The 25,428-nt window shown below is 40.6% G+C and carries 22 protein-coding genes; 4 read left to right on the top strand and 18 right to left on the bottom strand.

Annotation, left to right across the window (positions count from 1 at the left end; all coding sequences use genetic code 11):
- The first annotated feature begins 105 nt into the window (after nucleotides 1–105).
- A complete protein-coding gene (locus CCS02_RS20200) occupies nucleotides 106–696 on the top strand; it encodes a LuxR C-terminal-related transcriptional regulator (protein ID WP_100637537.1) in 591 nt (196 codons plus the stop codon).
- On the opposite strand, the gene CCS02_RS20195 is transcribed toward CCS02_RS20200, so the two are convergent.
- The 9 genes from CCS02_RS20195 to CCS02_RS20155 all read right to left on the bottom strand — a co-directional run bounded on the left by CCS02_RS20195 (nucleotide 686) and on the right by CCS02_RS20155 (nucleotide 11,129).
- Nucleotides 686–1,537 (bottom strand): hypothetical protein, encoded by an 852-nt coding sequence (locus CCS02_RS20195; protein WP_100637536.1) that lies wholly within the window; start codon nucleotides 1,535–1,537, stop codon nucleotides 686–688. The genes CCS02_RS20200 and CCS02_RS20195 overlap by 11 nt on opposite strands.
- Nucleotides 1,527–3,836 carry a fimbria/pilus outer membrane usher protein gene (locus tag CCS02_RS20190; protein WP_232728928.1) on the bottom strand — a complete coding sequence of 770 codons (2,310 nt, stop codon included), beginning with the start codon at nucleotides 3,834–3,836 and terminating at the stop codon, nucleotides 1,527–1,529. The genes CCS02_RS20195 and CCS02_RS20190 overlap by 11 nt, the downstream gene beginning before the upstream one ends.
- A gap of 106 nt (nucleotides 3,837–3,942) precedes the next feature.
- Nucleotides 3,943–4,671 carry a hypothetical protein gene (locus CCS02_RS20185; protein WP_100637534.1) on the bottom strand — a complete coding sequence of 243 codons (729 nt, stop codon included), beginning with the start codon at nucleotides 4,669–4,671 and terminating at the stop codon, nucleotides 3,943–3,945.
- A complete protein-coding gene (locus CCS02_RS20180; RefSeq protein ID WP_100637533.1) occupies nucleotides 4,671–5,369 on the bottom strand; it encodes a hypothetical protein in 699 nt (232 codons plus the stop codon). The genes CCS02_RS20185 and CCS02_RS20180 overlap by 1 nt, the downstream gene beginning before the upstream one ends.
- A 56-nt stretch (nucleotides 5,370–5,425) precedes the next feature.
- Complete coding sequence (locus CCS02_RS20175) at nucleotides 5,426–5,908, bottom strand: hypothetical protein (RefSeq protein ID WP_100637532.1); 483 nt, start codon at nucleotides 5,906–5,908, stop codon at nucleotides 5,426–5,428.
- A gap of 45 nt (nucleotides 5,909–5,953) precedes the next feature.
- Entirely contained in the window at nucleotides 5,954–6,424 is a 471-nt protein-coding gene (locus CCS02_RS20170; protein ID WP_100637531.1) for a hypothetical protein, read from the bottom strand.
- Nucleotides 6,425–7,016: 592 nt separating this feature from the next.
- Nucleotides 7,017–8,516 (bottom strand): carbon starvation CstA family protein, encoded by a 1,500-nt coding sequence (locus tag CCS02_RS20165; protein WP_100637549.1) that lies wholly within the window; start codon nucleotides 8,514–8,516, stop codon nucleotides 7,017–7,019.
- A gap of 168 nt (nucleotides 8,517–8,684) precedes the next feature.
- Nucleotides 8,685–9,419 (bottom strand): two-component system response regulator BtsR, encoded by a 735-nt coding sequence (gene btsR / locus CCS02_RS20160; RefSeq protein WP_100637530.1) that lies wholly within the window; start codon nucleotides 9,417–9,419, stop codon nucleotides 8,685–8,687.
- A 39-nt stretch (nucleotides 9,420–9,458) separates the two neighbouring features.
- Nucleotides 9,459–11,129: a sensor histidine kinase gene (locus CCS02_RS20155; protein WP_100637529.1), complete on the bottom strand. Its 1,671-nt coding sequence runs from the start codon at nucleotides 11,127–11,129 to the stop codon at nucleotides 9,459–9,461.
- 261 nt (nucleotides 11,130–11,390) lie between these two features.
- On the opposite strand from CCS02_RS20155, the gene CCS02_RS20150 reads away from it, so the two are divergent.
- Nucleotides 11,391–13,577 carry an OsmC domain/YcaO domain-containing protein gene (locus tag CCS02_RS20150; protein WP_100637528.1) on the top strand — a complete coding sequence of 729 codons (2,187 nt, stop codon included), beginning with the start codon at nucleotides 11,391–11,393 and terminating at the stop codon, nucleotides 13,575–13,577.
- A 117-nt stretch (nucleotides 13,578–13,694) separates the two neighbouring features.
- Nucleotides 13,695–15,278 carry an ankyrin repeat domain-containing protein gene (locus tag CCS02_RS20145; RefSeq protein ID WP_100637527.1) on the top strand — a complete coding sequence of 528 codons (1,584 nt, stop codon included), beginning with the start codon at nucleotides 13,695–13,697 and terminating at the stop codon, nucleotides 15,276–15,278.
- Between the two features lie 116 nt (nucleotides 15,279–15,394).
- On the opposite strand, the gene CCS02_RS22510 is transcribed toward CCS02_RS20145, so the two are convergent.
- Nucleotides 15,395–15,526, bottom strand: a complete 132-nt coding sequence (locus CCS02_RS22510) for a hypothetical protein (protein WP_269777509.1) — start codon at nucleotides 15,524–15,526, stop codon at nucleotides 15,395–15,397.
- A gap of 411 nt (nucleotides 15,527–15,937) precedes the next feature.
- Between CCS02_RS22510 and CCS02_RS20140 the strand changes: the two genes are divergently transcribed.
- Complete coding sequence (locus CCS02_RS20140) at nucleotides 15,938–17,122, top strand: murein transglycosylase domain-containing protein (protein WP_100187121.1); 1,185 nt, start codon at nucleotides 15,938–15,940, stop codon at nucleotides 17,120–17,122.
- 41 nt (nucleotides 17,123–17,163) lie between these two features.
- Here the strand turns inward: CCS02_RS20140 and CCS02_RS20135 are convergent, their stop codons facing one another.
- The 8 genes from CCS02_RS20135 to CCS02_RS20100 all read right to left on the bottom strand — a co-directional run bounded on the left by CCS02_RS20135 (nucleotide 17,164) and on the right by CCS02_RS20100 (nucleotide 25,420).
- A complete protein-coding gene (locus tag CCS02_RS20135; RefSeq protein WP_100187120.1) occupies nucleotides 17,164–18,246 on the bottom strand; it encodes a glycosyltransferase family 9 protein in 1,083 nt (360 codons plus the stop codon).
- Between the two features lie 265 nt (nucleotides 18,247–18,511).
- Complete coding sequence (locus CCS02_RS20130; protein ID WP_100637526.1) at nucleotides 18,512–19,282, bottom strand: cobalt-precorrin 5A hydrolase; 771 nt, start codon at nucleotides 19,280–19,282, stop codon at nucleotides 18,512–18,514.
- Nucleotides 19,279–20,019: a precorrin-2 C(20)-methyltransferase gene (gene cobI, locus CCS02_RS20125; RefSeq protein WP_100637525.1), complete on the bottom strand. Its 741-nt coding sequence runs from the start codon at nucleotides 20,017–20,019 to the stop codon at nucleotides 19,279–19,281. Before cobI ends, CCS02_RS20130 begins: the two co-directional genes overlap by 4 nt.
- The gene (gene cbiE, locus CCS02_RS20120) at nucleotides 20,016–21,386 is read right to left on the bottom strand and encodes a precorrin-6y C5,15-methyltransferase (decarboxylating) subunit CbiE (RefSeq protein WP_232728927.1); all 1,371 of its coding nucleotides are present in this window, start codon (nucleotides 21,384–21,386) and stop codon (nucleotides 20,016–20,018) included. The genes cobI and cbiE overlap by 4 nt, the downstream gene beginning before the upstream one ends.
- An 84-nt stretch (nucleotides 21,387–21,470) precedes the next feature.
- Nucleotides 21,471–22,124, bottom strand: a complete 654-nt coding sequence (locus CCS02_RS20115) for a precorrin-8X methylmutase (protein WP_100187116.1) — start codon at nucleotides 22,122–22,124, stop codon at nucleotides 21,471–21,473.
- On the bottom strand, nucleotides 22,121–22,909 hold the full coding sequence (locus tag CCS02_RS20110; RefSeq protein WP_100637523.1) for a precorrin-6A/cobalt-precorrin-6A reductase: 789 nt from the start codon (nucleotides 22,907–22,909) through the stop codon (nucleotides 22,121–22,123). Before CCS02_RS20110 ends, CCS02_RS20115 begins: the two co-directional genes overlap by 4 nt.
- Nucleotides 22,906–24,042, bottom strand: a complete 1,137-nt coding sequence (locus CCS02_RS20105) for a cobalt-precorrin-5B (C(1))-methyltransferase (RefSeq protein WP_100637522.1) — start codon at nucleotides 24,040–24,042, stop codon at nucleotides 22,906–22,908. The genes CCS02_RS20110 and CCS02_RS20105 overlap by 4 nt, the downstream gene beginning before the upstream one ends.
- A 4-nt stretch (nucleotides 24,043–24,046) precedes the next feature.
- Nucleotides 24,047–25,420 carry a cobyrinate a,c-diamide synthase gene (locus CCS02_RS20100; RefSeq protein ID WP_100187113.1) on the bottom strand — a complete coding sequence of 458 codons (1,374 nt, stop codon included), beginning with the start codon at nucleotides 25,418–25,420 and terminating at the stop codon, nucleotides 24,047–24,049.
- Between the last annotated feature and the right edge of the window lie 8 nt (nucleotides 25,421–25,428).

Raw genomic sequence — 25,428 nt, 5'->3', positions numbered from 1 at the left:
ATCATTAATTTAAAATAAGGAAATATTAATTAAATTAATTATTGAAATATTAAAAGATTAAGAATATATTAAATAAGTATTTAAAATACCATAAAGGTAGAGATTATGGATGTTGAAATAGAAATCAATAAAAAAATCAACTACTTAGATCATAAAAAGCAAAGTCCTCTACTCTATGAAGCTGTCGATTACAATTTGTTACTTGTTAATTATAAAACATTAAATGTAATTACCAACCATGAACTTTTAAGTCAGTTCATGCAGAAAAATGGACAGCAGGGGCTTGTTATTTTTGATGTACCTAAGAATGCAGACTTTTCTGATTTAAAATCATGGCCAAACTTGAAAGGTATATTTTTTGAATATGCAGATAAAACTCTTTTCGAACAAGGTTTTAAAGCAATCGAACAAGGTGAATTATGGTTTCCAAGGTCAGTAACAGATTGCTGGACTCGACAAATGCTTGAAGAAGAGCAACACACTACATTACGAACAAATAATTTAACTAGAAAGGAAATAAAAGTATTAAAATTATTGTATTCTGGTTTAGAATATACAGCTATTGCTGATAGTCTATTTATAAGTGAAGCAACAGTTCGTGTTCACTTACATAAAATCTACCAAAAAATTGAAGTAAAAAACAAACAACAAGCTAGAATCTGGTGTAAATCGAATTTTAACAAGATCAATAGTTAAGAGGACTTATCTGAAATCTAAGAATATCTGTATATTCACCTGCAGCTTGATTTTTGAAATCATCTATCCTCATTTTCAAACTTATAAAGAAATCATTTCTTTTGTTATAAGAAAAAACCCTGCTATAATTTTGTTTCAAATCCACCCATTCGCCATCTAAATTAATAAGATAGCCAACAGTATATCTAGTTTTATAAACATTGTGCCTTAACTCACCTCTATTCTCCGAAAGAACTGTCAATTTAACATCCGTATTCGTTATAACCTTAAAACTAGGCAACATGCTATATTCTTTTCTTGGTATTAATTCTCCCAAATAGACATTACTGCTATGGGAATTATAGCCAAGAATTGACATACTCGCACGGGCAATTATATCTTCCTGAATTTCAAAATATTTTTCATCTAGTAAAGCATCATTCTCATCAAACAATTTTATAATTAAATTATCTGTGTATACTCCAGCTTTAACTATTGTACCAACAGGAATAAACAAATTAATATCTGCTACAGAATCAATAAATATAAATCGAGCTCTTGATGGAAAAATTAAGTTCTGACTATTATTTTTAATATGGTAATTAATAGACTGAAATTGTCCTTTTAATTGATATTGATTTTCTGTTGTTAATATCATATAAGCATTACAGTTGTTATCATTAACTAAGTTTATGCGAAATTCTTTTCTTGCCGGACTAGGTTGTGATGAATAGTAACTTTCAAAGTCATCATAAAGGTGTCTTATTTCTCCAATTCTTGCATCACACTGAGCAATAACATATTGGGGTAACATCAGAAAAATCATACCGCTAAAAATAAGTCTTATCTTATTAATGTACATGAATCACCCCTTTCCTCTGTAACTGCTCATTTTCTTTAACATCAATCAAAAACTTAGACTGTCTATCGTTATTTAAGGTGATTTCATACTGACAGGGCATAAGACCAGTCAATGCAAATTTTCCTTTTTTATTGGTAAAAAAATCTATCTCTGTTTTTTTACTATCTGTAGTACAAACAGCTGTTCCAACTTGTAATGCTAATGGTACATCTTGCTCATCAAGCAACGTTGCAATAACAGAAATATTCGCTTCCGTACCTATTACGGCTTGATGTCCACTTCGGTAGGATGGATAAAAAGAAATAACACCAGATCCAATATCGTACCCTGGAGCTAAATCATTCACATCAACACTTACTGTTGAACGGCTATATGAATTAATATCATTTAGCAATATGGTGGAAAAATCTTCATTACTTGCTCGATACTGATTATCGTATTTTCCTAAAGTAATTTTTTTACCTTCTAGGCTTGAGTGGGCTTTAACTAAAGCAAAGCTATCATATATAGGTTTGCCTACCGCCCAATCGTCTCCAGCAAAAGCAATGCTAGAAGAAAAACTAAAGCGAGTTTGATAGTCGGCTGATTGCGAATTAAGTTCCTGATAGGAACTAGTGTGATCAACACTAGTTAAAAAACGATTCGCATTATATTGTGCATACAGATCAAATTCGGCTTCATCTTGATCATTTTTTTCCGCTCCAACTCGGTAATTGAATGAATCCACATAACGACGATTACTGTCTTGCGTGAATTCTAGACGTGTTTTTTTTCCGCCAGATTGTTGAGAAAGTCTTGCACTTTGAGTATTTGAGAATTTATATAATAAAGAGAGTTTTGCCCGCCAACCCTCTTTGCCACTATTTTCCTCCCATTGTCCGCCAAAATTATATCGCCATTGACCATTATCAAAATCGTGGGAAAAGCTAGCACCTATCGTTTTATCAACACCTTCTTCTCCATATGTTGTAGAAGCATTAACAAATAAATAAGTTTGAAAATTAGGGGTATTAAAATAACTATAATTTGCTTGAAAAATATGTTCTCGCCGGTGAAAATCGTTGTTTTGGTCAGGCCTATAACCTAATGACAAATAATCCTGACTAGAATGTTCATAACCCACACTAAAACTTCTATGCTTAATGCTGGGATCGGTAAAAGTGTTAAATACAATTCGATAAGTACTACCATTTAGCTCATCACTAATACTCCACGAATTTTCAAATGCAAACTGACCAATCTTTGTCGCTACAATATTTTTAAATCCAACTTGTTGTACGTATTCATCAGCTTGAGCATTCATACCAGCGGTCCATGCAGTCGTGATTCCATAATCAAGATAGCCACTTATAAGAGGATCGTCATAGTTATATTTTTTTTCTTCGCTTACTTCTGAAGGGACGCCAAAAAAAAGTTCATATTTCAAATCACCCTCAGCAAATAAATTTAGTCCTGTGGTCACATCAAAGTTAATGATACTAACCTTGCCTACATTATCCGTAATTCTTAAAATAATGTTGTTATTACCTTCCTTAATTGGAATATCATCTAGAAGGTATATTCCAGAATCTAAATTCAATCGTTGTATTACTTGATCATCTAAAATAACCTCAACTGATGATGGATTATCTAAAGTAAAACTCCTTGAAGCACTTGGACGAACAACATCATCTGAAACAAGAGAATAATTATGAGACAAGGCGACACCTAAAATGCTCGATGAGGATTGAAAATAGCTACCTGTTGTATTTTTATCACCTAGTGTTACTCTCAGCCCACTGTCAGGAATATCATGGACTAAGCGAGTACCTAGTCTTTTAAAAATTGGACCATTTTCACTTTTTTCAGAATCATATTCAGCTTCATTTTCTAAAACCCATTTTTTGATATTCACAACCATTTCGGTACGAATGGCTGACTGTTCATTATTTCCAGTAGAAGAGAAGCCATCTTGATAAAAATAGCTTGAATACACATTCATATAGCCACTAAAATTAGATTCATGTAACGGATCAAGTGGTCTTGCATTTAACTTAAGACTTAAAAATTGTGGTTTTATTAAGTTAGACGGAACAGAAATTTCTAGACTAAAATCACTCAAATCAAAAACAAAGGCTAATCCATAGATTTCAAGTTCTTTTGTAGAAATCAATTGATTCTGAACATTTTTAGAGATTTCTACGAGACTTTCAGAATACAAAAAACGTTCAAAAATTGCTTCAACCTCATTCCAATGTAGTAGTAGACTATCTTCTGGCGTGACAGTTAGTGTTAATTTTCCGATCGCATTTTTATTCATCTCAGCCTCCACACTTAATTCAATATTACGTTTTGTTGGATTGATTTTTGAGTGCGCTGGCAACGTAATAAGTACTAAAAAACACACAAAAATCAAATGTCGCATTTTATTTAAATAACTCTATATGCAATTTTTTTGAATTTGAATTAGCAACAAAAAAATCAAGAGGAACCCTAATAAAAGCTGAGCTTAAAGGAGGAAAAAAAACATCATACCCTTGTGATTTTAATTGATCTTTATAATACATCGCTCTTTTCACTCCATTATAAAATATTGACATATCATAATCACTTAACCGAGAGGCTCCATCACCATTATTAACGACTTTTGCTACTATAGAGTCCTGATCTAAAGTAATATTTTCAATATTTAGATTTGGAAGCATTTTTAACTGATCAATATGCACAATGAGATTAATATTGAGCAAAACAGTTAGCTTTGATTGCTTTTCTTCTGGTTCATTTTTTACCGACTGCTCGATCAAACTGACTTGATATGTTTTATCAGTTTTAGGAACAGCCTCGCCCAACCAACGAAATTGAATCCGCTGATTTTTACCTGATTTCAAATATAATAGCGGAGGAAAAACCCATAAAGGAGAATCTTCCAAAGGTATGAGACTCGGCTCTGATAGACCTAAAGGGTCAAATCTAACTTCATAAACTTGAATTTCAAATGCCACATCTCTAGAAAGATCGTTGTATATTGTGCTAGAAGGAATTTGTGATGTTTCAAATGGTGAAAATGTAATTACCATTGGAGCAACTTCTATAGCATAAATGGGTGATATCATGGATAAAGATATAAATAGAAAAGCCTTTATAAAATTACACATTATAAGATCACTTCCAGATCACTTTTTTTCGCATTAAATTTCGAAGGAATTTTTATAAATACCTTACGACTAGAATTTGGTAACAAAAACTTCCCATCTAATGCTCGGCTTAAATCTTGACCTTCCAATTTGTAAACTTGACCTTTATTTTTCACTACCCATTTAGCCTGAGAAAGACGAATAAATTTATTGCCTTTATTTTCTAATAACACGCTCCACGTTTCTTTATCTACTTGCTCTTTATTCTTTATTACTAAATTAGCTTTAGCATCATTCGGTACAACATTAAGTAATGTTTTAAAGCTAAGCGCCATACCAATACCTGATCCATCTAGTTCACCAAGATCAACGGTCACTTGGTTAATCGCTATTCGATAAGACTTAGATTCAGATAAAACAGGTTCTCCGATATACCTTATAATTACGGATTGAGTCTTTCCAGGTGGAATAATAGTTGTCAAAGGTATAATTAAGAAATCATCATCATTTGGACGAAGTTCCTCTTTTCCATTTTTATTTACTAATAAATCTAACGCGAATATTTCTACCGTTAAAGATTTATCTGAATTATTCAAAACACGTATAGTTTGCTGAGATTGACTTCCTGTAGGCTGTATTTCAGATACCATTGGTTGTACCTGAAAAGCAAATATAGGAAAAGAGCTAAAGACAAAAATAAAAAATATAATATATCGCATAATTTTTTTCCTAATTCAAAAAAAGGCAGTATTAAACTGCCTTTTTTTGTTTTTTCTTAGTTAGCTGTAATTGATAACATTAGTTGATCTGTATAGTTACCAGCGAAGGTTGGAGTCTGGGTAACAGTCATAAAAATGTTACCTGAGTTGTAACCTGCTGCTAACGCAGGAGAGCCATTTTTACTTTGTGATTCTTTCAAATCATCCACACCAGTAGTCGCATTCAAAGTGAAGTCATATGGACCTGCTTTAAACTGTGCAGTGTAGCCAACGCCAGTACCGTCTTGACCATCGACAGTTTGCATGTGACCTTCAGACGATGTCAGAGTAACTGTCGCTCCATCGTAGTCATTGCATTTCAAACTAGTAATTGGAAGCTGAAACGTCGCACCTTGTGTTAGTTGAGAGAAATGCACTGACGTAGCTGAGGTAGCTACTTCACAAACTGAAGGGACTGAACCGCCCACATCAAGATTGCCTGCTAACACTGCGCCAGATGACAAAGTTGCAATTGCTGATAATACGATTAACTTTTTCATTGTAATATTCCTTCAATAATGTGGATTAGATTTAAAAATTAATGTCTACCAAACTCCACCAGAAACAGCAGATGGAGTCATTTCTATGCGAATTACATCCTGATAATCTCCCGCATAAGTTAATGGCTCAACCAGTTCAAGTTGTAACTTTGCCATGCTTTTAAATAAAATATCTCCAACGTTTATATACTGTGTCGTTTTAAGAAGATGAGAAGAATAAGTTTCACTTTTTCCCAAATTTTCAATAGACCAAGTAACGTTATAGCTATTTATTTGAGTACCATGCTGATAACTTAAGCCACCATTTTTCGACTGCATTGATACTCGCATAGGTGAATTACAATCAATCACCAATTCGGTACTAGCGTAACCTTTAGATGATATTGTTAGATTATTATTTAATGCGGTAAATTCACACTTCGAAGGAATATAACCGACCAAAGTCAAGTTAACGTCACTGCTACAAAAAGCGTCAAACGTACAAGCAAATAATAAGTACCCAACTCGTTTTATCATCTTTTCTTTTTCCTTGGGTTATCTCGCTAACACAACCAAGATCCTAGATAAAAAAAACCGTTTAGTTAGTTTCTATTTGCTTATCAAGGTTGCATTCATTCGTTTATCCGCTTTGAAGACGCATACATTTTAAGTAAACACTCAATCTAATTTTCGATTTTAAAAATAAACTTCACCATCTAAAAACAATAAAATTCCTATTAAATCTAACGACTTACAAAAAATTTAATTTTTATTACAGAAGTAAACGCCTGATAAACAAAATCTCACAAAAAGGATTAACTGCTTCTAAAAAATAATTAAACATTACTAAAAAACAACTTAAGGTAAATATTTTTTAAGATCTTATGACAAAACACTGACAGTTGGTCTCTACCTAGCTGTGCCTCAATAGCCATGAATAAAAAATGGAAAGCCACTCATGTAGAAAAGAACAACACTAGAAACTATTTTATGATCAATACAGCTCAATTCTTCTATCTTATTCAGACTTGTATCCGTATTGTGTCGACGATGAAAAAATGCAGGCATAAAAAAAGGCTAATTGAGTTTCCCCAATTAACCTTTTTTATCTGAATAGAAAAAGTGTTTTCTACACTGTTTTTGCTTTTGTTGGCTTGATGTTTAACTTGTCTTCTTCAATCTGATCTAACTCGGGGTCACCTTTCCCTTTCGAGATTTTGATCACATAACCAGTCACTAATAACATCACAACGATGCCAATGATAGTTGATAGTTGCATTGGCAAACCAAAGCCTAATGTACTGTTATTCAGGATAAAGGTTGTACATACCGCCGTCATAAACATCGCAGGAATAGTCGAAATCCAATGCAATTTATTGAAACGTAATAAGTATGCAGAAGCCGTCCACAACATCATCACAGCAGTCATTTGATTAGCAAAACCGAAATAACGCCAAATCACGGCAAAATCGACTTGAGTCAACACGCCACCAACTATGAATAAAGGCATCGCCATCAACAAACGACTTTTCAGTGTTTTTTGTTCCATATTGAAGTATTCAGCCAAAATCAAACGACTAGAACGAAATGCTGTATCACCAGAAGTAATTGGCAAAATCACTACCCCTAAGAAAGCAATGATACCGCCAAAAGTCCCAAGTAAACCAAAGGACGATGTGTATACCACATTGCCAGGACCGCCATCAGCAACAGCGTCACCCAAAGATCCCATAGAACCAAAAAATGACAAGGCAATCGCACACCAAATTAAGGCAATCACCCCCTCACCTATCATGGCACCAAAGAAGACGAAGCGTCCGTTTCTTTCATTCTCTAAACAGCGTGCCATTAATGGTGATTGAGTGGCATGAAAACCAGATACAGCACCGCAAGCAATAGTAATAAACAACGCAGGCCAAAGAGGTAAATTGTTTGGATTCATATTAGTGAACATATCGCTAAACTGATAATCCGCTAAAATAGAATGCCCTGAAGAGAACCCAATCGCCCCGATCAAACCAACAGACATGAAAATCAATAGCGCGCCAAAGAAAGGATAAAAACGACCAATAATTTTATCGATAGGCACAATCGTGGCTAAAATATAATAAGCGAAAATGATCGCGACCATAGCTCCCATAGAAATCGTAGTGCTTGTTTGTTCATTCACTAAATTAGTAATCATACTGGCTGGAGCGGATACAAATACCACACCAACAAGCAGTAACAGCACAATTGCAAACACATTCATAAAATGTTTTGCACCTTTCCCCAAATAACGGCCAGTAATAGATGGGACAGAAGCGCCACCATTACGAATAGAAAGCATTCCTGAGAAATAATCATGAACGGCGCCAGCAAAGATACAACCCAAAACAATCCAAAGCATTGCTGCTGGACCATATAAAGCCCCCATAATAGGGCCAAAAATTGGTCCAACACCAGCAATGTTCAATAACTGCACTAAGTAGATTTTTTTCTTAGACATTGGCACGTAATCCACACCGTCACGCTTAGAAAAAGCAGGCGTAGTACGATTTTCTTTGATACCGAATACTTTCTCGACAAAAGTACCGTAAATGAAGTAACCCGCAATAAGCGCAGCTACACAGAAAAGAAACATCATCATATTATTATTTTCCCATTCAATGATTGTTTTTATAAGTGTGGTCACGAAGATAAATGCACTTCCAAAAACAAGCATCTGAGCTTTCACTCAGTGGCAAAATATCAAGTTAAGAGGTCATAGGGAGAATTGAGCGGTATTCACGATTAGTAAATGGTTATGGTCACGCCTCTAGTAGATACCAAGCATTTGCTTCAATAGCTTCAAATAACGACGGCTAACTGGCGCGATACTTCCACTGAGAGTAACCACTTCAGCAAGCCCATTATCGAGCAATTGAATCTCTTTTATCGCCTTGGCATTGATAAGATATTGGCGGTGACAACGCAGTAATTCGGTCTTTTCTTCTAATGTTTTTAAGGTAAGCTGGCTGCTTGCCGTCTGTTGCGCCGTTTTAATATGAACACCAGAAAGGTCACTGTAAGCCATTTCGATATCGTGTAGAGGAATAATCATGATTCGATTATGTCCAATACAAGGCACTTGCTGAAGCTGCGTTGGCATTAGAGCATCAATTTGTACCTGAGTATGAGGTGCTTCTAGATTATGCCTAACTTTTAACAGCCTATTAAGGCTTTTATGAAGGCGCTTGGGATCAACTGGTTTAAGCAAGTAGTCAAACGCATTATCTTCAAACGCCTGAACAGCGTATTGGTCAAAGGCCGTAACAAAAACCACATGAGGCATGGTTTCAGGGTCAAGCATACCGATAAGCTCAATACCACTAAGCTGCGGCATTTGAATGTCCAAAAAGATGACTTCCGGCTTTAGAGTATTAATAAGCTTAAGCCCTTCAATAGCATTACTAGCTTGAGCAATAACCTCTACTTCTCCCGATTCCTGAAGTAATTCGGTCAGCTCTTCTCGTGCAAAAAGCTCATCATCTATTACGATTGCCGTTAACATAACTATATTTTCTCGACTGTTATTGGTTATATCCGATATCTACTCGATGACTGGAATTAGAAAACGCATTCTTGTCCATTGCCCTTCGTCACACTCTGTTTTCAATTCCGCCGCATCACCAAAATAATGCGTAAGACGCTTAGCCACAATATCCATACCTAAGCCGGTATCATCAGCAGGTATTGGTACAAATCGCCCGGCATTGTCCTCAACAAATATGTCATAACCTAATGCATTTCGTTGACTATATATTCGAATTCGTCCGCCTTCTAACAGGGTGCTAATGCCATGTTTGATTGCATTTTCAACAAGAGGTTGCAGTGTAAAACTAGGCAACATTCTATTCAGTAATTCATCATGGATATCTATTTCTACCTCAAGTCGATCGGTGAAACGCGCTTTCTCAATTGTCAGATATGCATTCACATGGGCAAGCTCATCTTTAAACATTACCGTCTCGATATTTTGTTTAAGATTGCTCCTAAAGAAATGCGAAAGATGCTGAATAAGTTCCCGCGCCTTATTAGGGTCTCGACGAATAACTGCACTAATGGTATTCAGCGCATTAAATAAAAAATGAGGATTGACTTGCGCTTGCAACAACTTGATTTCTGCTTGAGTTAACAGTGTTTGCTGCTGTTGAAAGTCACCATATAAAATTTGGCTCGATAATAATTGCCCGATGCCCTCTCCCATAGAGCGATTAATATTGGACAACAGCTTGCGCTTTGGTTCATAGAGCTTAATGGTACCGACAACTTTTTTACCAGCCCGCAAGGGAATAACAAGAACCGAACCAAGTTTACAGCTGTCTGAAATAGAACATCGATATGGCGACTCACTACCACCTAAATACACTACCCGATTCTCTTCCATGGCTTGTAAGGTATATTTAGAAGAAATGGGAGTATTGGGCTTATGGTGGTCTTCTCCAATGCCGATAAACGCCAACGTTTTTTCGTTATCTGTTACCGCTACCGCACCAACATTGGTTTCTTCATAAATAATACGTGCAATTTTTTCAGCACTGCTCGCATCAAAGCCAGAACTCCATAACCCAACGCTACGTTCCGCAATCGTTAAAGCCCGTTGTGAAAAAACCGCAGAATAGCGCTCAAAAATAGTTTTCTTATCTTGAAGAATACTAACAAACAACGCGGCACCAATGCAGTTGGCAATTATCATTGGCATAGCGATCTCAGACACTAACGCATAGGCTTGATCAAACGGTTTAGCAACGGCAACAATAATAAGCATCTGGCTAACTTCCGCCACAAAAGTCACTGCGAGAACAACCAAAGGGTTAAATAACTGATCAGATTTATCTTTTCTCACAAAATACAAATGCATCAAGCCACCAATCACCCCCTCTGCGGTGGTAGAAATTGCACAAGCGACATCGGTAAAACCGCCCAAACTATAACGATGCATACCACCCGTTAAACCAACAGCAAAACCAACAACAGGGCCACCAAGCAAGCCACCAATCACTGCACCAATCGCACGTGTATTGGCAATAGCATCATTAATAGTAAGACCAAAGTATGTCCCCATAATGCAGAACAATGAAAATAAGACGTAACAACTAAATTTATGAGAGCGCTGCGAGGAAACATTCAGCAAAGGCAGAAAAATAGGAGTCTTGCTCAACATGTAAGCCAAGACAAGATACACACTCATCTGCTGCAACAACGAAAGAATTAAATGCATAAAACGATACTTTTAAAAACGAAGACATCAAGAAAATAGAGACTCAATTTACCCGTCTAACCCTATAGGAACAAGAAAAGAGTCTGCGACAAAGCCAACAATGCATAACAAATTCTCTATCTTTTGAGATTTAGTCCTTTAAAAAACCGATTTGATTTTACTCTGCCCCCCTCTATCACCGATAATTCCCGCTAATGACTCACCCCAGCCGATGAAAGGTTTTGGTAGAGCAACTCGCATCTAAAGTGGAAACCCTATTCAATGGAAATCAAAGTTAATTTTCTCGACAATCTAAGACTTGAAGCCAAGTTTGACGATTTTACCGTTATCACCGATCAACCGATCCGCTACAAAGGCGATGGTTCTGCACCAAGTCCATTTGATTACTTTCTAGCGTCTTCAGCTTTGTGTGCGGCGTATTTTGTGAAGGTCTACTGCAAGACTCGTGATATCTCAACGGACAACATCCGTTTGTCGCAGAACAACATTGTCGATCCAGAAGATCGCTACAACCAGATTTTCCAAATTCAAGTCGAATTACCAGACGACATTTCGGACAAAGATCGCGAAGGCATCTTGCGTTCTATTGATCGTTGCACCGTAAAGAAAGTGGTACAAACTGGCCCAGAATTCAAAATTGAAACCGTTGAAAACCTAGACGCAGACGCTAACGCCATGTTGATGGGCCAACCTGATGGCGCGACGAGCACAGTGATTCTTGGTAAAGACTTACCACTAGAGCAAACCATTGCCAACATGACGGCCATGCTAGCGGATCTTGGCATGAAGATTGAGATTTCCTCATGGCGCAACATAGTGCCTAACGTTTGGTCTTTACATATTCGTGACGCGGCGTCACCTATGTGTTTCACCAACGGCAAAGGTGCATCAAAAGAAAGCGCACTGTGTTCCGCTCTTGGTGAGTTTATCGAGCGCTTGAACAACAACTTTTTTTACAACGACCAATTCTTTGGTACTGAAATCGCCAACAGCGAATTTGTCCATTACCCAAATGAAAAATGGTTTGCGTTAACCCAGGATGATTCCCTTCCAGAAGGCATCTTAGATGATTACTGCCTAGAGATTTATAACCCAGACGGTGAGTTGTTTGGCTCGCACTTGATCGACACCAACTCAGGTAATAAAGCCCGCGGCATTTGTACGATTCCTTATACACGCAAATCCGATGGCGAAACGGTTTACTTCCCGTCAAACCTCATCGAAAACTTGTTCCTAAGCAACGGCATGAGCGCAGGCAATAATCAACAAGAAGCACAAGTGCAATGTTTGTCGGAAATTCTAGAACGCGCCGTTAAACGCCAAATAATCGAAGACGAAATTGTCTTGCCAGATGTGCCAATGGAAGTGTTGGAGAAATACCCAAGCATCCTTGCTGGCATCAAGGTATTAGAAGAACAAGGTTTTCCTATCGTAGTGAAAGACGCCTCTCTTGGCGGTCAATTCCCAGTGATGAACGTCACTCTAATGAATCCGAAAACTGGTGGTGTGTTTGCTTCTTTTGGTGCGCATCCAAGTCTTGAAGTGGCGTTAGAACGTAGCTTAACCGAGCTGATGCAAGGTCGTAGCTTCGAAGGTTTGAACGATGTACCAAAACCTACGTTTAATAGCATGGCGGTCACAGAGCCGGAAAACTTCGTTGAACATTTTATTGACTCAACCGGTGTCATTTCTTGGCGCTTCTTCAGCGATAAGCACGATTATGATTTCTGCGAGTGGGATTTTTCTGGCACCAATGAAGAAGAAGCCAACGCCATGTTTGGTATTTTGGAAGAACTAGGCAAAGAAGTGTATGTGGCTGAATTAACTGATTTAGGTGCATCGGCTTGTCGTATTTTGGTACCAGATTATTCCGAAGTGTATCCAGTGGAAGACTTGGTGTGGGACAACACTAACAAGGCGCTGGATTATCGTGAAGATATCTTGAACCTACATTCTTTGAGCGATAAGCAACTAACCAACCTAGTAAATCGTTTAGAAGACAGCCAGCTCGATAACTACACAGATATTCCGACCTTGATTGGTATCGTATTTGATGAAAATACCGTCTGGGGTCAGCTGACCATCATGGAACTGAAAATCCTAATCTATTTGGCCCTTGGTGCTCACGAAGAGGCGTTAGAACTAGTCGGTGAATTCCTACAGTTCAACGACAACACAGCCAAACGCGGTCTATTCTATCAAGCCATGAACTGTGTACTAGAAGTAACGCTAGACGAAGAATTAGAGCTTGACGACTTTATCCATAACTTCAGCCGTATGTTTGGCAAAGACGTTATTGAAAACGTCGTTGGTTCTGTCACCGGCGACGTGCGTTTTTATGGTCTCACTAAAACCAGTATGCAGCTTGAAGGCATCGAACCGCATTTACGCCTCATTGAAAGCTACAAAAAACTGCATCAAGCACGTAAAGCCAACGCAGCTAAATAGCCTCAACCAATCGAAAGGGCATATTGGAAGCCAATACCCTTTCGCTCAAGCCAACCGTTAACTGGAATTTATAGCCTCTCTGGTTTATGATTTTGTTTAAAAACTGAGGGGCTCCATATGGTCTATCGTCTTATAAATAGTACGGTAATGCTGCTATTTGTTTTGCTATCCATATCTGGCTGCTCAATGTCAGGACTGGATGCCCAAACTCGCCAGTACGTCGCTCTCTATCAACTGGGTGAGCCGTTTAAAGACGCCACAGACGCTCAAGCCGTAAAGCTCATCAATACCACAAGCAACTCAGAGCAAATCATCTTAGGTGGTATCATTGGTCTCTGGGATCAACGACCCGCCTTACTAGACGCTGCGCTATCAAAAGGATTTCAACCTAACCAACCAATATCGAATCGTCTGTTTGTCAGCTATCCACAAAACGACTTCACCAAACCATCACCCTTATTTGCTGCTTACGCTGTAATGCCATTGCCCCCTATAGGATCAGCGATTGATAATCGGGCTCAACTCACCCCCGCCATGTTGGTGCGTGACATGACATCGTTTGAACGCTTGATGGCCGCTGGCGCAGATTACAACCCAACAACACTGAACATCGCTTTAAAAGTGGCCACAATCTACGGTGAAAGTCCTAAACTGGCTGAGCATTTATTGGCTATGGGTGGGAATTTGCAGGCTGACTTGAACGCCGACATCCCTCCCCTAATTATTTCACTTGCCAGCCAAGGAAAGCCACAAATGATGTTATGGTTATTGGCGCAAGGGATCGATCCTAATAGCCGCTATAGCACACCTACGAATCGCCGTTATTACGACCTATCCGGAGGAGCACCATTTTACAGCTATTTATTGGACGCTACGCCTCTCTACTTTTTACCAACCTACACACCAGATGACAGCAGCCGAAAACGTGCCATTGAAATGGCGAAAGTGCTCATTGATGCAGGCGCGAATGTCAACAGCACCGCAACCTTCAGTTATAGTATACGAAATGATAACCCTATCACTGGCTGGACCCCTTTACACACCTACCATATTCACCTCAACCAAACCTACGGCAACCCAGAGTTAGTCAACTTTCTGATTGCAAACGGCGCCAATCCTCAAGCACTCACTAGCAAGGCACAAACACCATTACAAGTTACGGGGTTAATGGAACGCACCCAACAGCAAATCGTCGATTTAGACAACCAACGCCGTCGTCAAATAGAACAACAAAACGCTCAAGCAAAACAACAAGAACAAAACGATTCAGGCAATATCTTTGGTAAAGTGATTGCCATCACCGGACTGACCGCTGTCGGCGCAGCTGCCAGCAATACTGGCGTTGACTCAAGCTCAGTGGTGGACATTGTCGGTGGTGGTATTGCCGATATAATGACTGACGGACGTGCTGGCGGCCTTCAGCAAGCACAACAACGCCAGCAGACTCAAGCGAATACCGCCGCACAAAATAACACCTCAACCTCACTCAAACCGGCAGCCAATTTCCAAACAGAAACCTATCGAGTCAGCTGCCCTTCAGGCGTAAGCAACGACATCCCCCTACGCTACAAAACTCAACAGTGCCGCACCGCGATGATAGACTTTGCTAAAGCGTACTCTTGCAACGACTACCAACGATTCGAACAAGTGCATGCTGCCTGTGATCAAGCCTGCGGCTCTGTCAACTGCTTACAAGAATAGATCGAACAGGGGTAAAGGGAAAAAGTAAGCCATAAAGATTCAGGAACAATATCAATTGATACAGTTCCTGAATCTGTAAAATATTAAGAAGGCTCTACTTTCGCTTGGTCTCTTGCCTACTCTTCACGGTGAGTGATTTTACGATATAGAACCGTCACCCAAGTAGAACTCAACACGATGAAAGCCGAATACCCAGCCACATCTTTGATTGCTTCATCCCGAAAAAAGCTGTACCTAATACTAGCCAAAGAGCTTGACCTTCATGTAAACACCACCATCTGATACTAACTTTTGAAGAAAAATTTAGTCCAAACTCAACCTATTCAAAAGAAATATTCTAGGTGAAAGTCGAGTGATATGAGAATGAATGAAGCTCATCAAGGTAGAGAAGTGACTATTGAATAAACATAAAAACTTGATCAAGAAAGCTTAATCGAACTTTATGAGACTATCCTATTAAATTTAACCCATAAGTGAATAGCATTAAGCCTTCGGGGTTCGCTTTTTTATTCGTATCATATAATAAATCTAGTATTTACTAGTTTTCCACCCAGAGAGATGATTCTGATATAATTTTGACTCTAGCTTTTTAGGCTAAAATGCTTTAGCGGCAAGACTGTCGTTCTTCAATATCGTTTATTTATATGAGTAACAACTGAATGTTTCATAGTATCGTGCGCCAATCTTCCCTTGTATCAATTGGTATTTTATTACTAACATTAAGTGGCTGCGAATCCATTCCGTTATCTTTCGACTCAGCAGATTCGGTAAAGCTGTTATCAAAACAGATAAAAGAAGCAGATGATCTTGACGATGTAAAAGCCATCGCCAAACAAGCAAAAGTCACTAGAGACTTAGTAAGAGCAGATATTAAAGCGATTAAAGCACTATATGCAGAGCTTGACCAACAAGTTAATAAAAAATGGGGCAAAGGTAATAGCGAACTGCCCGAGAAGAAAAAGTACGTAAAATACACCAACGACTACCAAGCAAGAACCATTGTAGACTTTGAAAAAGGCACAGTGCGTGTCGAAACGCTAACCACGAATTCGCCTCTCGACACCTTAAAACAAGCCGTAACAACCACACTACTCACAACTGCCGATCCAACCAAAACCGATATTTTCTCTAGCGACGTACCAGATACAGAAGGTGTCCCCTTTTTGTATCCACAAGTTATGGACCATGATGGCAAGCTAGTGCAATATCGTTGGCGTGCACAACGTTACTCAGATTATCTTGTAACTAATAAACTAAAAAAATCCAACTCGAACGGCAAAACAGTCTATGCAGTTGAATTCAATCTTGTTGCTCAGCACGAACACCTACGCCAAGAAAAATACAGCCAATATGTAATCGCCGCTGCTAAACGCTACAACTTATCTCCAGCCCTGATCTACGGCATTATCGAAACCGAAAGCTCTTTTAACCCTTACGCCGTCAGCCCAGCGAACGCTTATGGTTTAATGCAAGTGGTACCAGCCACCGCAGGTCGAGACGTTTATAACCTAGTGAAGAAAAAATCTGGCGAGCCAAGCAAAGAAGTACTTTTCTCTCCAGAAAATAACATTGATATCGGCAGCGCTTACTTACATATTTTACAGACGCGCTATCTCGTAAAAATCAGCAACAAAGTCAGCCAAGAATACTCAATGATTTCTGCTTACAACGGTGGTACTGGTAATGTATTAAAAACATTTGATACTGACCGAACACGCGCAATGAACAAAATAAACCAAACATCCACCAGCAATGTGTATAAGAAACTAAGATACGACCACCCGAGAACGGAATCTCAAAATTACCTAGAGAAAGTCACCAAAGCTAAGAAAAACTATGAGTAATAGTAGTAAGACTCTTCAACGATCTTAAATATGGAATTAGATTAGATTTTCATATCATTTTTTGCCAACACTAATTGATGCCAATCGAAGTCAGATACGTACCCCCTATCAACTTCATTCGCCATCTCTTTATAAAATACAGTTCTACTGTTATCTGACAACGGTTTCCAGCCTTCATAATTTGCAATATTGTCATGATATATGGCTAAGGTTGGCGTATTTAATGCAGATGCCATATGAACAACGGACGTGTCTGGTGTAAAGCAGAGGTCACATTTCGAAAGAATAAAAAGACTAAGATCCAAGCTTGGGTCCTGCTTCGGAAGAAAAACATTTTTATTAGAAAATATCGATTCCAATTTAGCTAAAAACTCCATTTTCCCAGGAACGGGTATTAATATTATTTTTTCATCAGGCCATTCAGCCAACCAGTTATTAATAAGCTTCACAGCAGAATCAAATGAAAATGATCTATATTTATTTGCACCAAATAAATTGAAAGCAATAGTCTTTCTTTCGAATTTTATAAAATCAAAGTCTTTATCTATTTTAGGAGGTGGAATCCTTGTAGAAACTACATCTTTACCTAAGATAATTGATGCAGCTTTAATTTGTCGATCTTTACTGCTCTTAAACCCTTCAGGTATTACTATATCAAACATAGAACTCTTAGCATATCCAATATTAATTTTTGGATTAAGGCTGCGTAGTATCTTTATATCTTTAAGGTCAAGACTATGTTTTAACTCAACGGCTACATCAAAGTAATTTGAAAATTTATTAAAGAATTCTGGCGATAACTTTTTTTTATGTTCACACTCTATTATCTTAACTTTTTCACTTATCTTTTTAACCCATTCATTAACTAAAGTACTGGAAGAGAATAATGTCAGTTCAATATCAGGGCTATTTTTTTCTATTATATCAATAAGACTACACATCATGATGGCATCACCTAACTTTCCATCATAGCGGAGTAATGCTACTTTTTTAACAGAAGATAGATCTATATTACTTTTATTTTTCTTTCTTTTTCTAGAAAAAAGCACTGTGAAATAAAGTATTTTTAACCTTCTAGATTCATCCCTTAAATATCGAGTTACTAATTTCAACTTATTCAACATATTACTTTACCTAAAAATAAAAATTTGTAGACACTATCAAAGCTTTTTCTAAACTAAGCCTTAATCTATATGAAATCAGAATCTTCTAAAGCTGATAATGATTCAAAAACTAATCAAGGGTGAACAATACCAGATTTGAAATAAAAATTAACTATGAAGCCGCAACCAAACCGTAAAAATGCTAATAAATAACTTTCAAATATGGAAAAACAAACCTTCAAGTGTACTTATTAGAGACTCATGAACACTAGCGTTTAAACTATTTCTAATGAAACCCTCTCGCCACCGCACATGTCGCTTTGGCGTTTTTGATTTTATTCAATATAAGTTCTGGTTCTGTGCCAGTTTTATTTTGAATAGCTAAAAGCGCGGCGGATTCTGCAACGCCGTAAACACCAACGGTTTTAAAAATGTAGTCAGATTTAATGCTAAGCAACGGCTCCATTGGGGCGAGTTCTTGAGCACTATAAGTGTTGAAATTCCAGTGGTACTTTTTTGCAAGGGCAATAAGATTGGTCTCATCCGCTTTAATATCAATACTGTTTAGAGAGTGAATATCGTTTGGGGTTAAGCCTTTTTGCGCTAGGGCGGCGAGCATGAGACTTTCAAGAAATTCTAATGGGCAGTTGCGTTCGCAACCCATCCCTAATGTATAAACTGGGTTGAGGTAAGGTTTCGCCGTGGTCATAACAAGCTGTGCGCCAAGGGATTTTGCCACTTGCGCGCCCCACTCGTTGGCACCACCTTCATGACCAGACAAAAGCGGAATGACAAACTTACCTTCTTCGTCCAATACCAAGACTGGCGGATCTTGATACTTGTCTTGAATCACTGGCGCGAGGGTTCGCATAACGATGCCAGTGGCACAGATGAACACTAGCCAATCACCGTTTTTAAACGCCGTTTGCACGAACTCGGCAAAAGGTTTTGGTTTGTAGTCCACCACGGCCTCTGGCCAATGATTCTGCATCCCTTGAGATAAAAGTTTGTTGGCCAGCCGCTCCCCAGCGGGGGTTAATGCAATAAAGCGTATCACCGCGTGCCTCGCTCACTTTTGGTCACCACGAACAAGGAGAAATACGGCCCAGCTTTGTCTTCCAAGGTCGACACATCGCGCACAATGCGTTCGTTTTCACGACCAATGTATTCAAGGTATTTCGCGTCTTGCATACGATTAGTTTTACGCAGCGCCATGAGAATACGCGGACGCGCACGCCCAGCTTTCATTATTACCACGCTATCATGTTGCTCTAGTGCCATATCTATTTGCTGTGCAGTATGACGACCACTCACCACAGCGAAGGATTCTTTCAATACGGTTAACGGATGATTCAAGGCAGACGATGCAGCATTGATTGACGACACACCGGGCACAACTTGGCATTGGAAATCGCTTTCTAGACGCTCTAATAAATAAGCGAAAGAACCAAAAAACAACGGGTCGCCTTCACACAAGAAAACCACGTCTTTGCCTTGTGATAATTCGTCGGAAATGGCTTTTGCACCATTGTCGTAGGCTTCATTTGCCAATGAACGATCCGTCGACATCGGCATCACAATAGCAATTTCGTTCTGCGCATGAGTCACGCCAGCAAAGGCTTCGCTGGCGATGGTTTTTGCTTGGGAACCACCTTCGTCGTTGGCAAGGTAACTCACCACACTAGCACGCTGAATCAAACGTAACGCTTTTAAGGTGATCAATTCTGGATCACCGGGACCTACGCCCACACCAATGAATCGGCCTGTTTTTTGAGATGTTTCCGAGGCACTCATTGTACGCTTTCCTTATAAATTGTCTTATTGTCTATCTTGATCATGTGTTCTGCAGAATGCTTTTTAAAGTGATGGAGTGTAACAGGCAGATTGGGGCGAAATAATCGCTGCCCAGCTAATCGCTCGCCTTTGGCAATCGACACTTGTAAGCTTTGTTCATCTGCGTCCTGCGCTTTGTCACGCTGTTGCGCGAATTGCATGACTTGGTATTTTGTCTCTTCGGTGACGGCGCTAACCATTAAACTGCCGCCAGCAGGCAATAGATCCCAAACCTGCGTCATCAAGGCATTTAATTCACCATCACTGCCACCAATGAAAACTTTATTAGGCTTGCCGTGTTGTGCGTTGTTGCCAGCAAGCAAATTACCAGCAAGTAAATCCACCAGCGCATCTGGCGCGCGGCCCGCGACAATAAATAGATTCTGCATGACACCAAAACGATCTTGATTAGCAGTTAAACAAGCCAAACGGTCTGGATGATGTTCAATGGCAATAATCTGACTACGCGGATGCCAATACGCCATTTCCACACTCACGCCACCGCAACCCGCACCAATATCCCAAACTATGTCGCCCTGTTCGATGTTCATATAAGACAAAATCGTCAAACGCACTTCTCGCTTGGTAATCATGCCTTTGCCATCGCCTTTGTCGGTAACGAAAGACGTGTCAGGAATACCAACAGAGCTTGGATAACGTGAAGGTTGCTGGCTGATTTTCAACACAACCACATTAAGCGGATCCCATTCTATTTCTGTATCTAATAAAGACTTGGCACTAAAAGTACGGACTTTTTCTTGTTCATACCCCAAGGCCTCACACACTGTGATCTCACTTTGATCAAGGCCTGCTTGCACACATTCTTGCGCAATGTGTTGGGGTTGACTGAATTGGTCCGTCAGCAACACCAAGGTCTTATTCGACTGCAAATAACGACGTAACGAAGCCAATGGACGACCGTGCAAACTCACCGCTTGCACCTCTTGCAAGGACAGACCAAGACGATGACAGGCCGCTTGAATACTGGAAACATTCGGATAAAAGCGTAGATTTTCAAGCGAAAAAGTACGCATCAACCAAGCGCCAATGCCGTAATACAGCGGATCGCCAGAAGCTAACACCACCACCTGCTTCGCCCCTTCGGATTGCCAATTGGCAAAGGCTTCTTTCAACATGCTGAGTTTGGGCAGATCTTCACGACGAGCCAGATGAGCACAGTGTGTGATGGTGTCATGCTGACGCGGAGCACCTAACACAACATCATGCGCCGACAAGCTCGCCAAAACCGCTTGCGCCGCCTCATCCAAATGCGCCACTTGATTAACACCCAGACCGATAACATGGATTGGCATTTGTGTGTGTTTCATAAACCTACTTCCATTCAATGCCATTACATTAAGCTAGGTGGATTAACGAAAATAAAAAACGGATACCAAGGCTCATGGAATGCATTAATAATACTCGCCAATATTACAGCGCAACAAAGCATTACAGCTGGCCGATGTCACGGCGCTGCCCCCCATTCGCCCTAGCAAGGTGATACATTCAATACCCAGTTTCTCATGGGCTTCCCACAGCGCCTCTTTCGATTCCGCCGCGCCGACAAAGCCCACCGGCATACCAATAATCAAAGCGGGTTTAGGGGCACCTTGTTCTATCATTTCCAATAAACGAAACAAGGCGGTTGGCGCATTACCGATTAAAACCACGCTGCCAGCCAGTGCTTCTTGCCATAAACTCAGCGCCGCCATAGAACGGGTTTCTCCTTTGCTTTTTGCCAATTCCGCCGTGCGAGGATCATTCAAAAAGCACAAGGGCTCTCGCGCTATCATGCGTTTGGTCACGCCTTGCTTGACCATTTCCACGTCGCACAAAATCGCGCAGTTATTCGCCAGTGCTTCACGTCCCGCTTGGGTTGCATTCGCACTAAATCGCACTTGCTCGGCCACATCTGGCAAGCCAAGGCTGTGTACCACACGCATAACGACTTGCTGCTGATCTTGACTCAAGCTAGACAAATCAGTTAATTCACGGATTTGGCGAAAGCTGTCGTTCTCAATGGCTTGAGGGTTGTTTTCGTATTTATAGTCGTCTGAAGAAGTCACTGTTGGCTGTCTTTTTGTTGATGCTTAATATGGATAGAAGCGTTGCCCCAAGCTGCTAAACAGGCTTGCAAGCATTCTTCTGTGTCACTAAATTCACGCTCGGCGTCGGATAAGATTGGCCGAGCATGCAATAAAACGGGAATAGATAATTCTCTAGCGGCGACAAGCTTTGAATACGTCGCCATACCGCCACTGTTTTTACTGACGATGACGTCGATGCCATGATCCACTAACAATTGACGCTCGTCTTCTAAAGCAAAAGGCCCAATGGCTTTTATCCAATATATGTTGTCAGACAGAGAAAACTTGGGTTCAACCGCCGTTCGCCATACGATGCGTTCAATACTCGGCAATTGCATAATACATTTAAGTAAGTCTTCGCTCATTTGCCCTGCGCTTAATAACGGCACTCGAAAACCATCGAGCTGAGCAAGTAAATCGGCTTCATCTTGGTAATCCTGCCAGTTATCGCCTTCTTCTTGTTGCCAAGCGGGACGATGAAAACGCCAGCAAGGAATGCCGACTTCTTTGGCTGCTATTACGGCTTTACTGCTCATGGTTTGCGCGTAAGGATGGGTCACATCTAATATCGCGCCAATGTTATGGTCTGTTAAATACTGAGCCAAACCACCAAATTGGGTAAATCCGCCGACCACCAATTGGCAGTCCACCTTGGGCACGCGAACCAACCCCGCCAAGCTGTAAATGACGTTTAAACCCTCTTTGTGTAATGCGTCAGCCAAGTGACGTGCATCGGCAGTACCGCCTAATAATAAAATCTTCATGGCTCGTGCCTCTTTTTCCTAGTGGAATCCAACGCTTTGCCAACAAATTGGCCTTTGCGGTCAATCGCCCAGACTTCCAGTTCTATATGGACAGGAATGTATTTTCTGGCAAAGTCTAAGGCTTGCTGGCAAATAGCATCAGCCAGTGGCAAACCTTCTGACATGGCAAATGACAAGGCCTCTACACTGGTATTGGCGTTTACCATGCGTTCTTGTAAGGTGTCATCGGCGCCCAAACTGGCGGCCAATTGTGCCAAGGCACCAAGGTCGATGCTGGATGCTCGACTGTTTAAATCCATATGATGCTGGGCCAACTTACTGATCTTACCAAAGCCCCCACAAATACTTAACTTAGTCAGTTGAGCGGGTGCGGTGGCTTCGACTTTTTTAATGTGCTTTAACACAGCGCCGACAAAGTCGCCCATTTCGATCAAGGCCATATCATTAAGCTGATAATGGCTTTTTATCGCGTCTTCACTGGCGTTGCCTGTGGTAGCGGCAATGTGGGTCAAGCCATTCGCCCGAGCGACATCGATACCTTGATGAATAGATGCGATGTAAGCAGCACAAGAAAAAGGCCGCACAATGCCAGTGGTACCCAAAATCGATATACCACCCAAAATCCCCAAACGCGGATTCATGGTTTTTTGTGCAATTTGTTCGCCATTGATGACGCCGACAGAGACATCGAAACCACCAAGATATTGGTAGGTCTGCGCAAAGCCTTCTAAATGCTCCGTCATCATTTTACGCGGCACTGGGTTGATTGCTGGTTCGCCAACATCAAGCAACAAACCGGTTCGCGTCACAGTGCCAACACCTTGTGCCGCATGAAAACGCACGCCTTGCTCGGATGACAATCTCAGTTCAACAAATAACGTCGCGCCATGAGTCGCGTCTGGGTCGTCCCCAGCGTCTTTGATAGTGGCGGTTTTGATGCCGTTGTCTATTTCTTGGTATGCGATAATCGGTAGGTGGACCACTTTGCCTTTGGGTAAGGTGACACTCACGTTTGAATCTTGTTTTTGGGCAAAAAGTGCTTGTGCCGCGGCGACGCAACAGGCTGTCGCGCAAGTACCAGTGGTTAAACCAGTACGCAGTGGCGCGGGCGATTCAGCACTTTCTGGCCACATTGCGCTATTGTCCCTTGTCCAAAGAAGAGCGCCCCTTATCGAAGGACGAACTGCCTTGGCCTAAAAAAATCTTCGCGGTAACGTCTAGATTCGAAGGGAAAAACAGATGCAAATAACTGGCGGTCAAACCTTTCTGCTGATAAATCGCTTCGCCCGGTGCAGGATGTCGCTGACGACGACCATAGCCGACAGGTTCAGGCGTATTGGCGCTGCGTGACCTATGGTGAGCATGACCACGAATTTCACCTTGCGGAATCACCGCCGTTTGCATACCTTGGCAGCCACGTTTGCCGCGCATTGCACCTTGGCCTTCTAAAATTCCCAACATTGGATAACACTGATTATCCAAATCGGTTAAATCATCCAAGCTATACAGCATGCCACCGCATTCTGCCAAAATACCTTTGCCGGTTTGGAAAAAGTCTTTGATCGCTTGGCGCATTGTTGTGTTTTCTGACAATGCTTTGGTGTGTAATTCAGGATAACCGCCCGGTAACCAAAGCGCATCGGCATCAGGTAAAACTTGATCATGCAATGGTGAGAAAAACACCACGTTAGCGCCTAAGTTTTTTAGCGCAATCAGATTAGCATCGTAGATAAAGCTGAACGCCGAGTCTTTGGCAACCGCAATAGTTTTACCCAGTAAGCTTTGCTCAATGGTTTGTTCAGCGTCTACGTGGTTTGTAGGGTAAAAAGGCACGGCTGTAGGTAATTCAAGTAAGCCTGTATCTTGGGTTTCTTTGAGCCATTCAACAGCGGCTTCGAAACGAATTTCTAGTTCATCTTTCACTTCGTCCGCTTGCACCAAGCCCAAGTGACGTTCTGGCAAGGTAATCTCTTCATCACGCTTTAAGGTTGCAAGCAAAGGCAAACTTGCTGGTAGCGCATCGCGGATCAATTCCGCATGGCGTTCGCTGCCACATCGGTTGGCAATTAAACCTGTCACTTGTACATCATCACGGAAGTTCGCCAAGCCAGTCGCTACTGCGGCGGCGGTTTGTGCCATGCCTTTGACATCCATAACAATCGCCATGGGGATACCAAATCGGGCTGCCAAATCAGCACTGGAGGGTTCACCATCAAACATGCCCATAGCGCCTTCTACCAAGATCAAATCCGCCACTTGAGCAGCTTGGTAGAGTTTATCTTGGCAATAATCTTCGCCTGCCATCCAGATATCCAGCTGTTCAACTGGCTGCTTGGATGCTTGCGCTAGAATTTGTGGATCAAGGTAATCTGGACCCGTTTTAAAGACACGAACCGCTTTACCTTGATTGGTAAAATAACGTGCTAAGGCGGCAGTAATGGTGGTTTTACCCTGATTCGACGCAGGCGCCGTCAAAAATAACGCGGGACAATGAACAACGGAAGTGGTCATAAAGCAGT

The organism is Marinomonas sp. ef1, from assembly GCF_002806845.1.
GTDB classification, from domain to species: domain Bacteria; phylum Pseudomonadota; class Gammaproteobacteria; order Pseudomonadales; family Marinomonadaceae; genus Marinomonas; species Marinomonas polaris.
The sequence above is the reverse complement of the archived record's forward strand: the minus strand, read 5'-3'. Positions and strand labels throughout refer to the sequence as shown.

What these genes read in the sequence shown, in the direction of transcription:
- cbiE (WP_232728927.1), bottom strand. Translation starts at nt 21,386, where the DNA reads ATGAAACACACACAAATGCCAATCCATGTTATCGGTCTGGGTGTTAAT.
- CCS02_RS20180 (WP_100637533.1), bottom strand. Translation starts at nt 5,369, where the DNA reads ATGCGATATATTATATTTTTTATTTTTGTCTTTAGCTCTTTTCCTATA.
- CCS02_RS20155 (WP_100637529.1), bottom strand. Translation starts at nt 11,129, where the DNA reads ATGCATTTAATTCTTTCGTTGTTGCAGCAGATGAGTGTGTATCTTGTC.
- CCS02_RS20165 (WP_100637549.1), bottom strand. Translation starts at nt 8,516, where the DNA reads ATGATGATGTTTCTTTTCTGTGTAGCTGCGCTTATTGCGGGTTACTTC.
- CCS02_RS20170 (WP_100637531.1), bottom strand. Translation starts at nt 6,424, where the DNA reads ATGATAAAACGAGTTGGGTACTTATTATTTGCTTGTACGTTTGACGCT.
- cobI (WP_100637525.1), bottom strand. Translation starts at nt 20,019, where the DNA reads ATGAGTGCCTCGGAAACATCTCAAAAAACAGGCCGATTCATTGGTGTG.
- CCS02_RS20200 (WP_100637537.1), top strand. Translation starts at nt 106, where the DNA reads ATGGATGTTGAAATAGAAATCAATAAAAAAATCAACTACTTAGATCAT.
- CCS02_RS20145 (WP_100637527.1), top strand. Translation starts at nt 13,695, where the DNA reads ATGGTCTATCGTCTTATAAATAGTACGGTAATGCTGCTATTTGTTTTG.
- CCS02_RS20140 (WP_100187121.1), top strand. Translation starts at nt 15,938, where the DNA reads ATGTTTCATAGTATCGTGCGCCAATCTTCCCTTGTATCAATTGGTATT.
- CCS02_RS20100 (WP_100187113.1), bottom strand. Translation starts at nt 25,420, where the DNA reads ATGACCACTTCCGTTGTTCATTGTCCCGCGTTATTTTTGACGGCGCCT.
- btsR (WP_100637530.1), bottom strand. Translation starts at nt 9,419, where the DNA reads ATGTTAACGGCAATCGTAATAGATGATGAGCTTTTTGCACGAGAAGAG.
- CCS02_RS20195 (WP_100637536.1), bottom strand. Translation starts at nt 1,537, where the DNA reads ATGTACATTAATAAGATAAGACTTATTTTTAGCGGTATGATTTTTCTG.
- CCS02_RS20110 (WP_100637523.1), bottom strand. Translation starts at nt 22,909, where the DNA reads ATGAAGATTTTATTATTAGGCGGTACTGCCGATGCACGTCACTTGGCT.
- CCS02_RS20185 (WP_100637534.1), bottom strand. Translation starts at nt 4,671, where the DNA reads ATGTGTAATTTTATAAAGGCTTTTCTATTTATATCTTTATCCATGATA.
- CCS02_RS20150 (WP_100637528.1), top strand. Translation starts at nt 11,391, where the DNA reads ATGGAAATCAAAGTTAATTTTCTCGACAATCTAAGACTTGAAGCCAAG.
- CCS02_RS20175 (WP_100637532.1), bottom strand. Translation starts at nt 5,908, where the DNA reads ATGAAAAAGTTAATCGTATTATCAGCAATTGCAACTTTGTCATCTGGC.
- CCS02_RS20190 (WP_232728928.1), bottom strand. Translation starts at nt 3,836, where the DNA reads ATGAATAAAAATGCGATCGGAAAATTAACACTAACTGTCACGCCAGAA.
- CCS02_RS20135 (WP_100187120.1), bottom strand. Translation starts at nt 18,246, where the DNA reads ATGTTGAATAAGTTGAAATTAGTAACTCGATATTTAAGGGATGAATCT.
- CCS02_RS20105 (WP_100637522.1), bottom strand. Translation starts at nt 24,042, where the DNA reads ATGTGGCCAGAAAGTGCTGAATCGCCCGCGCCACTGCGTACTGGTTTA.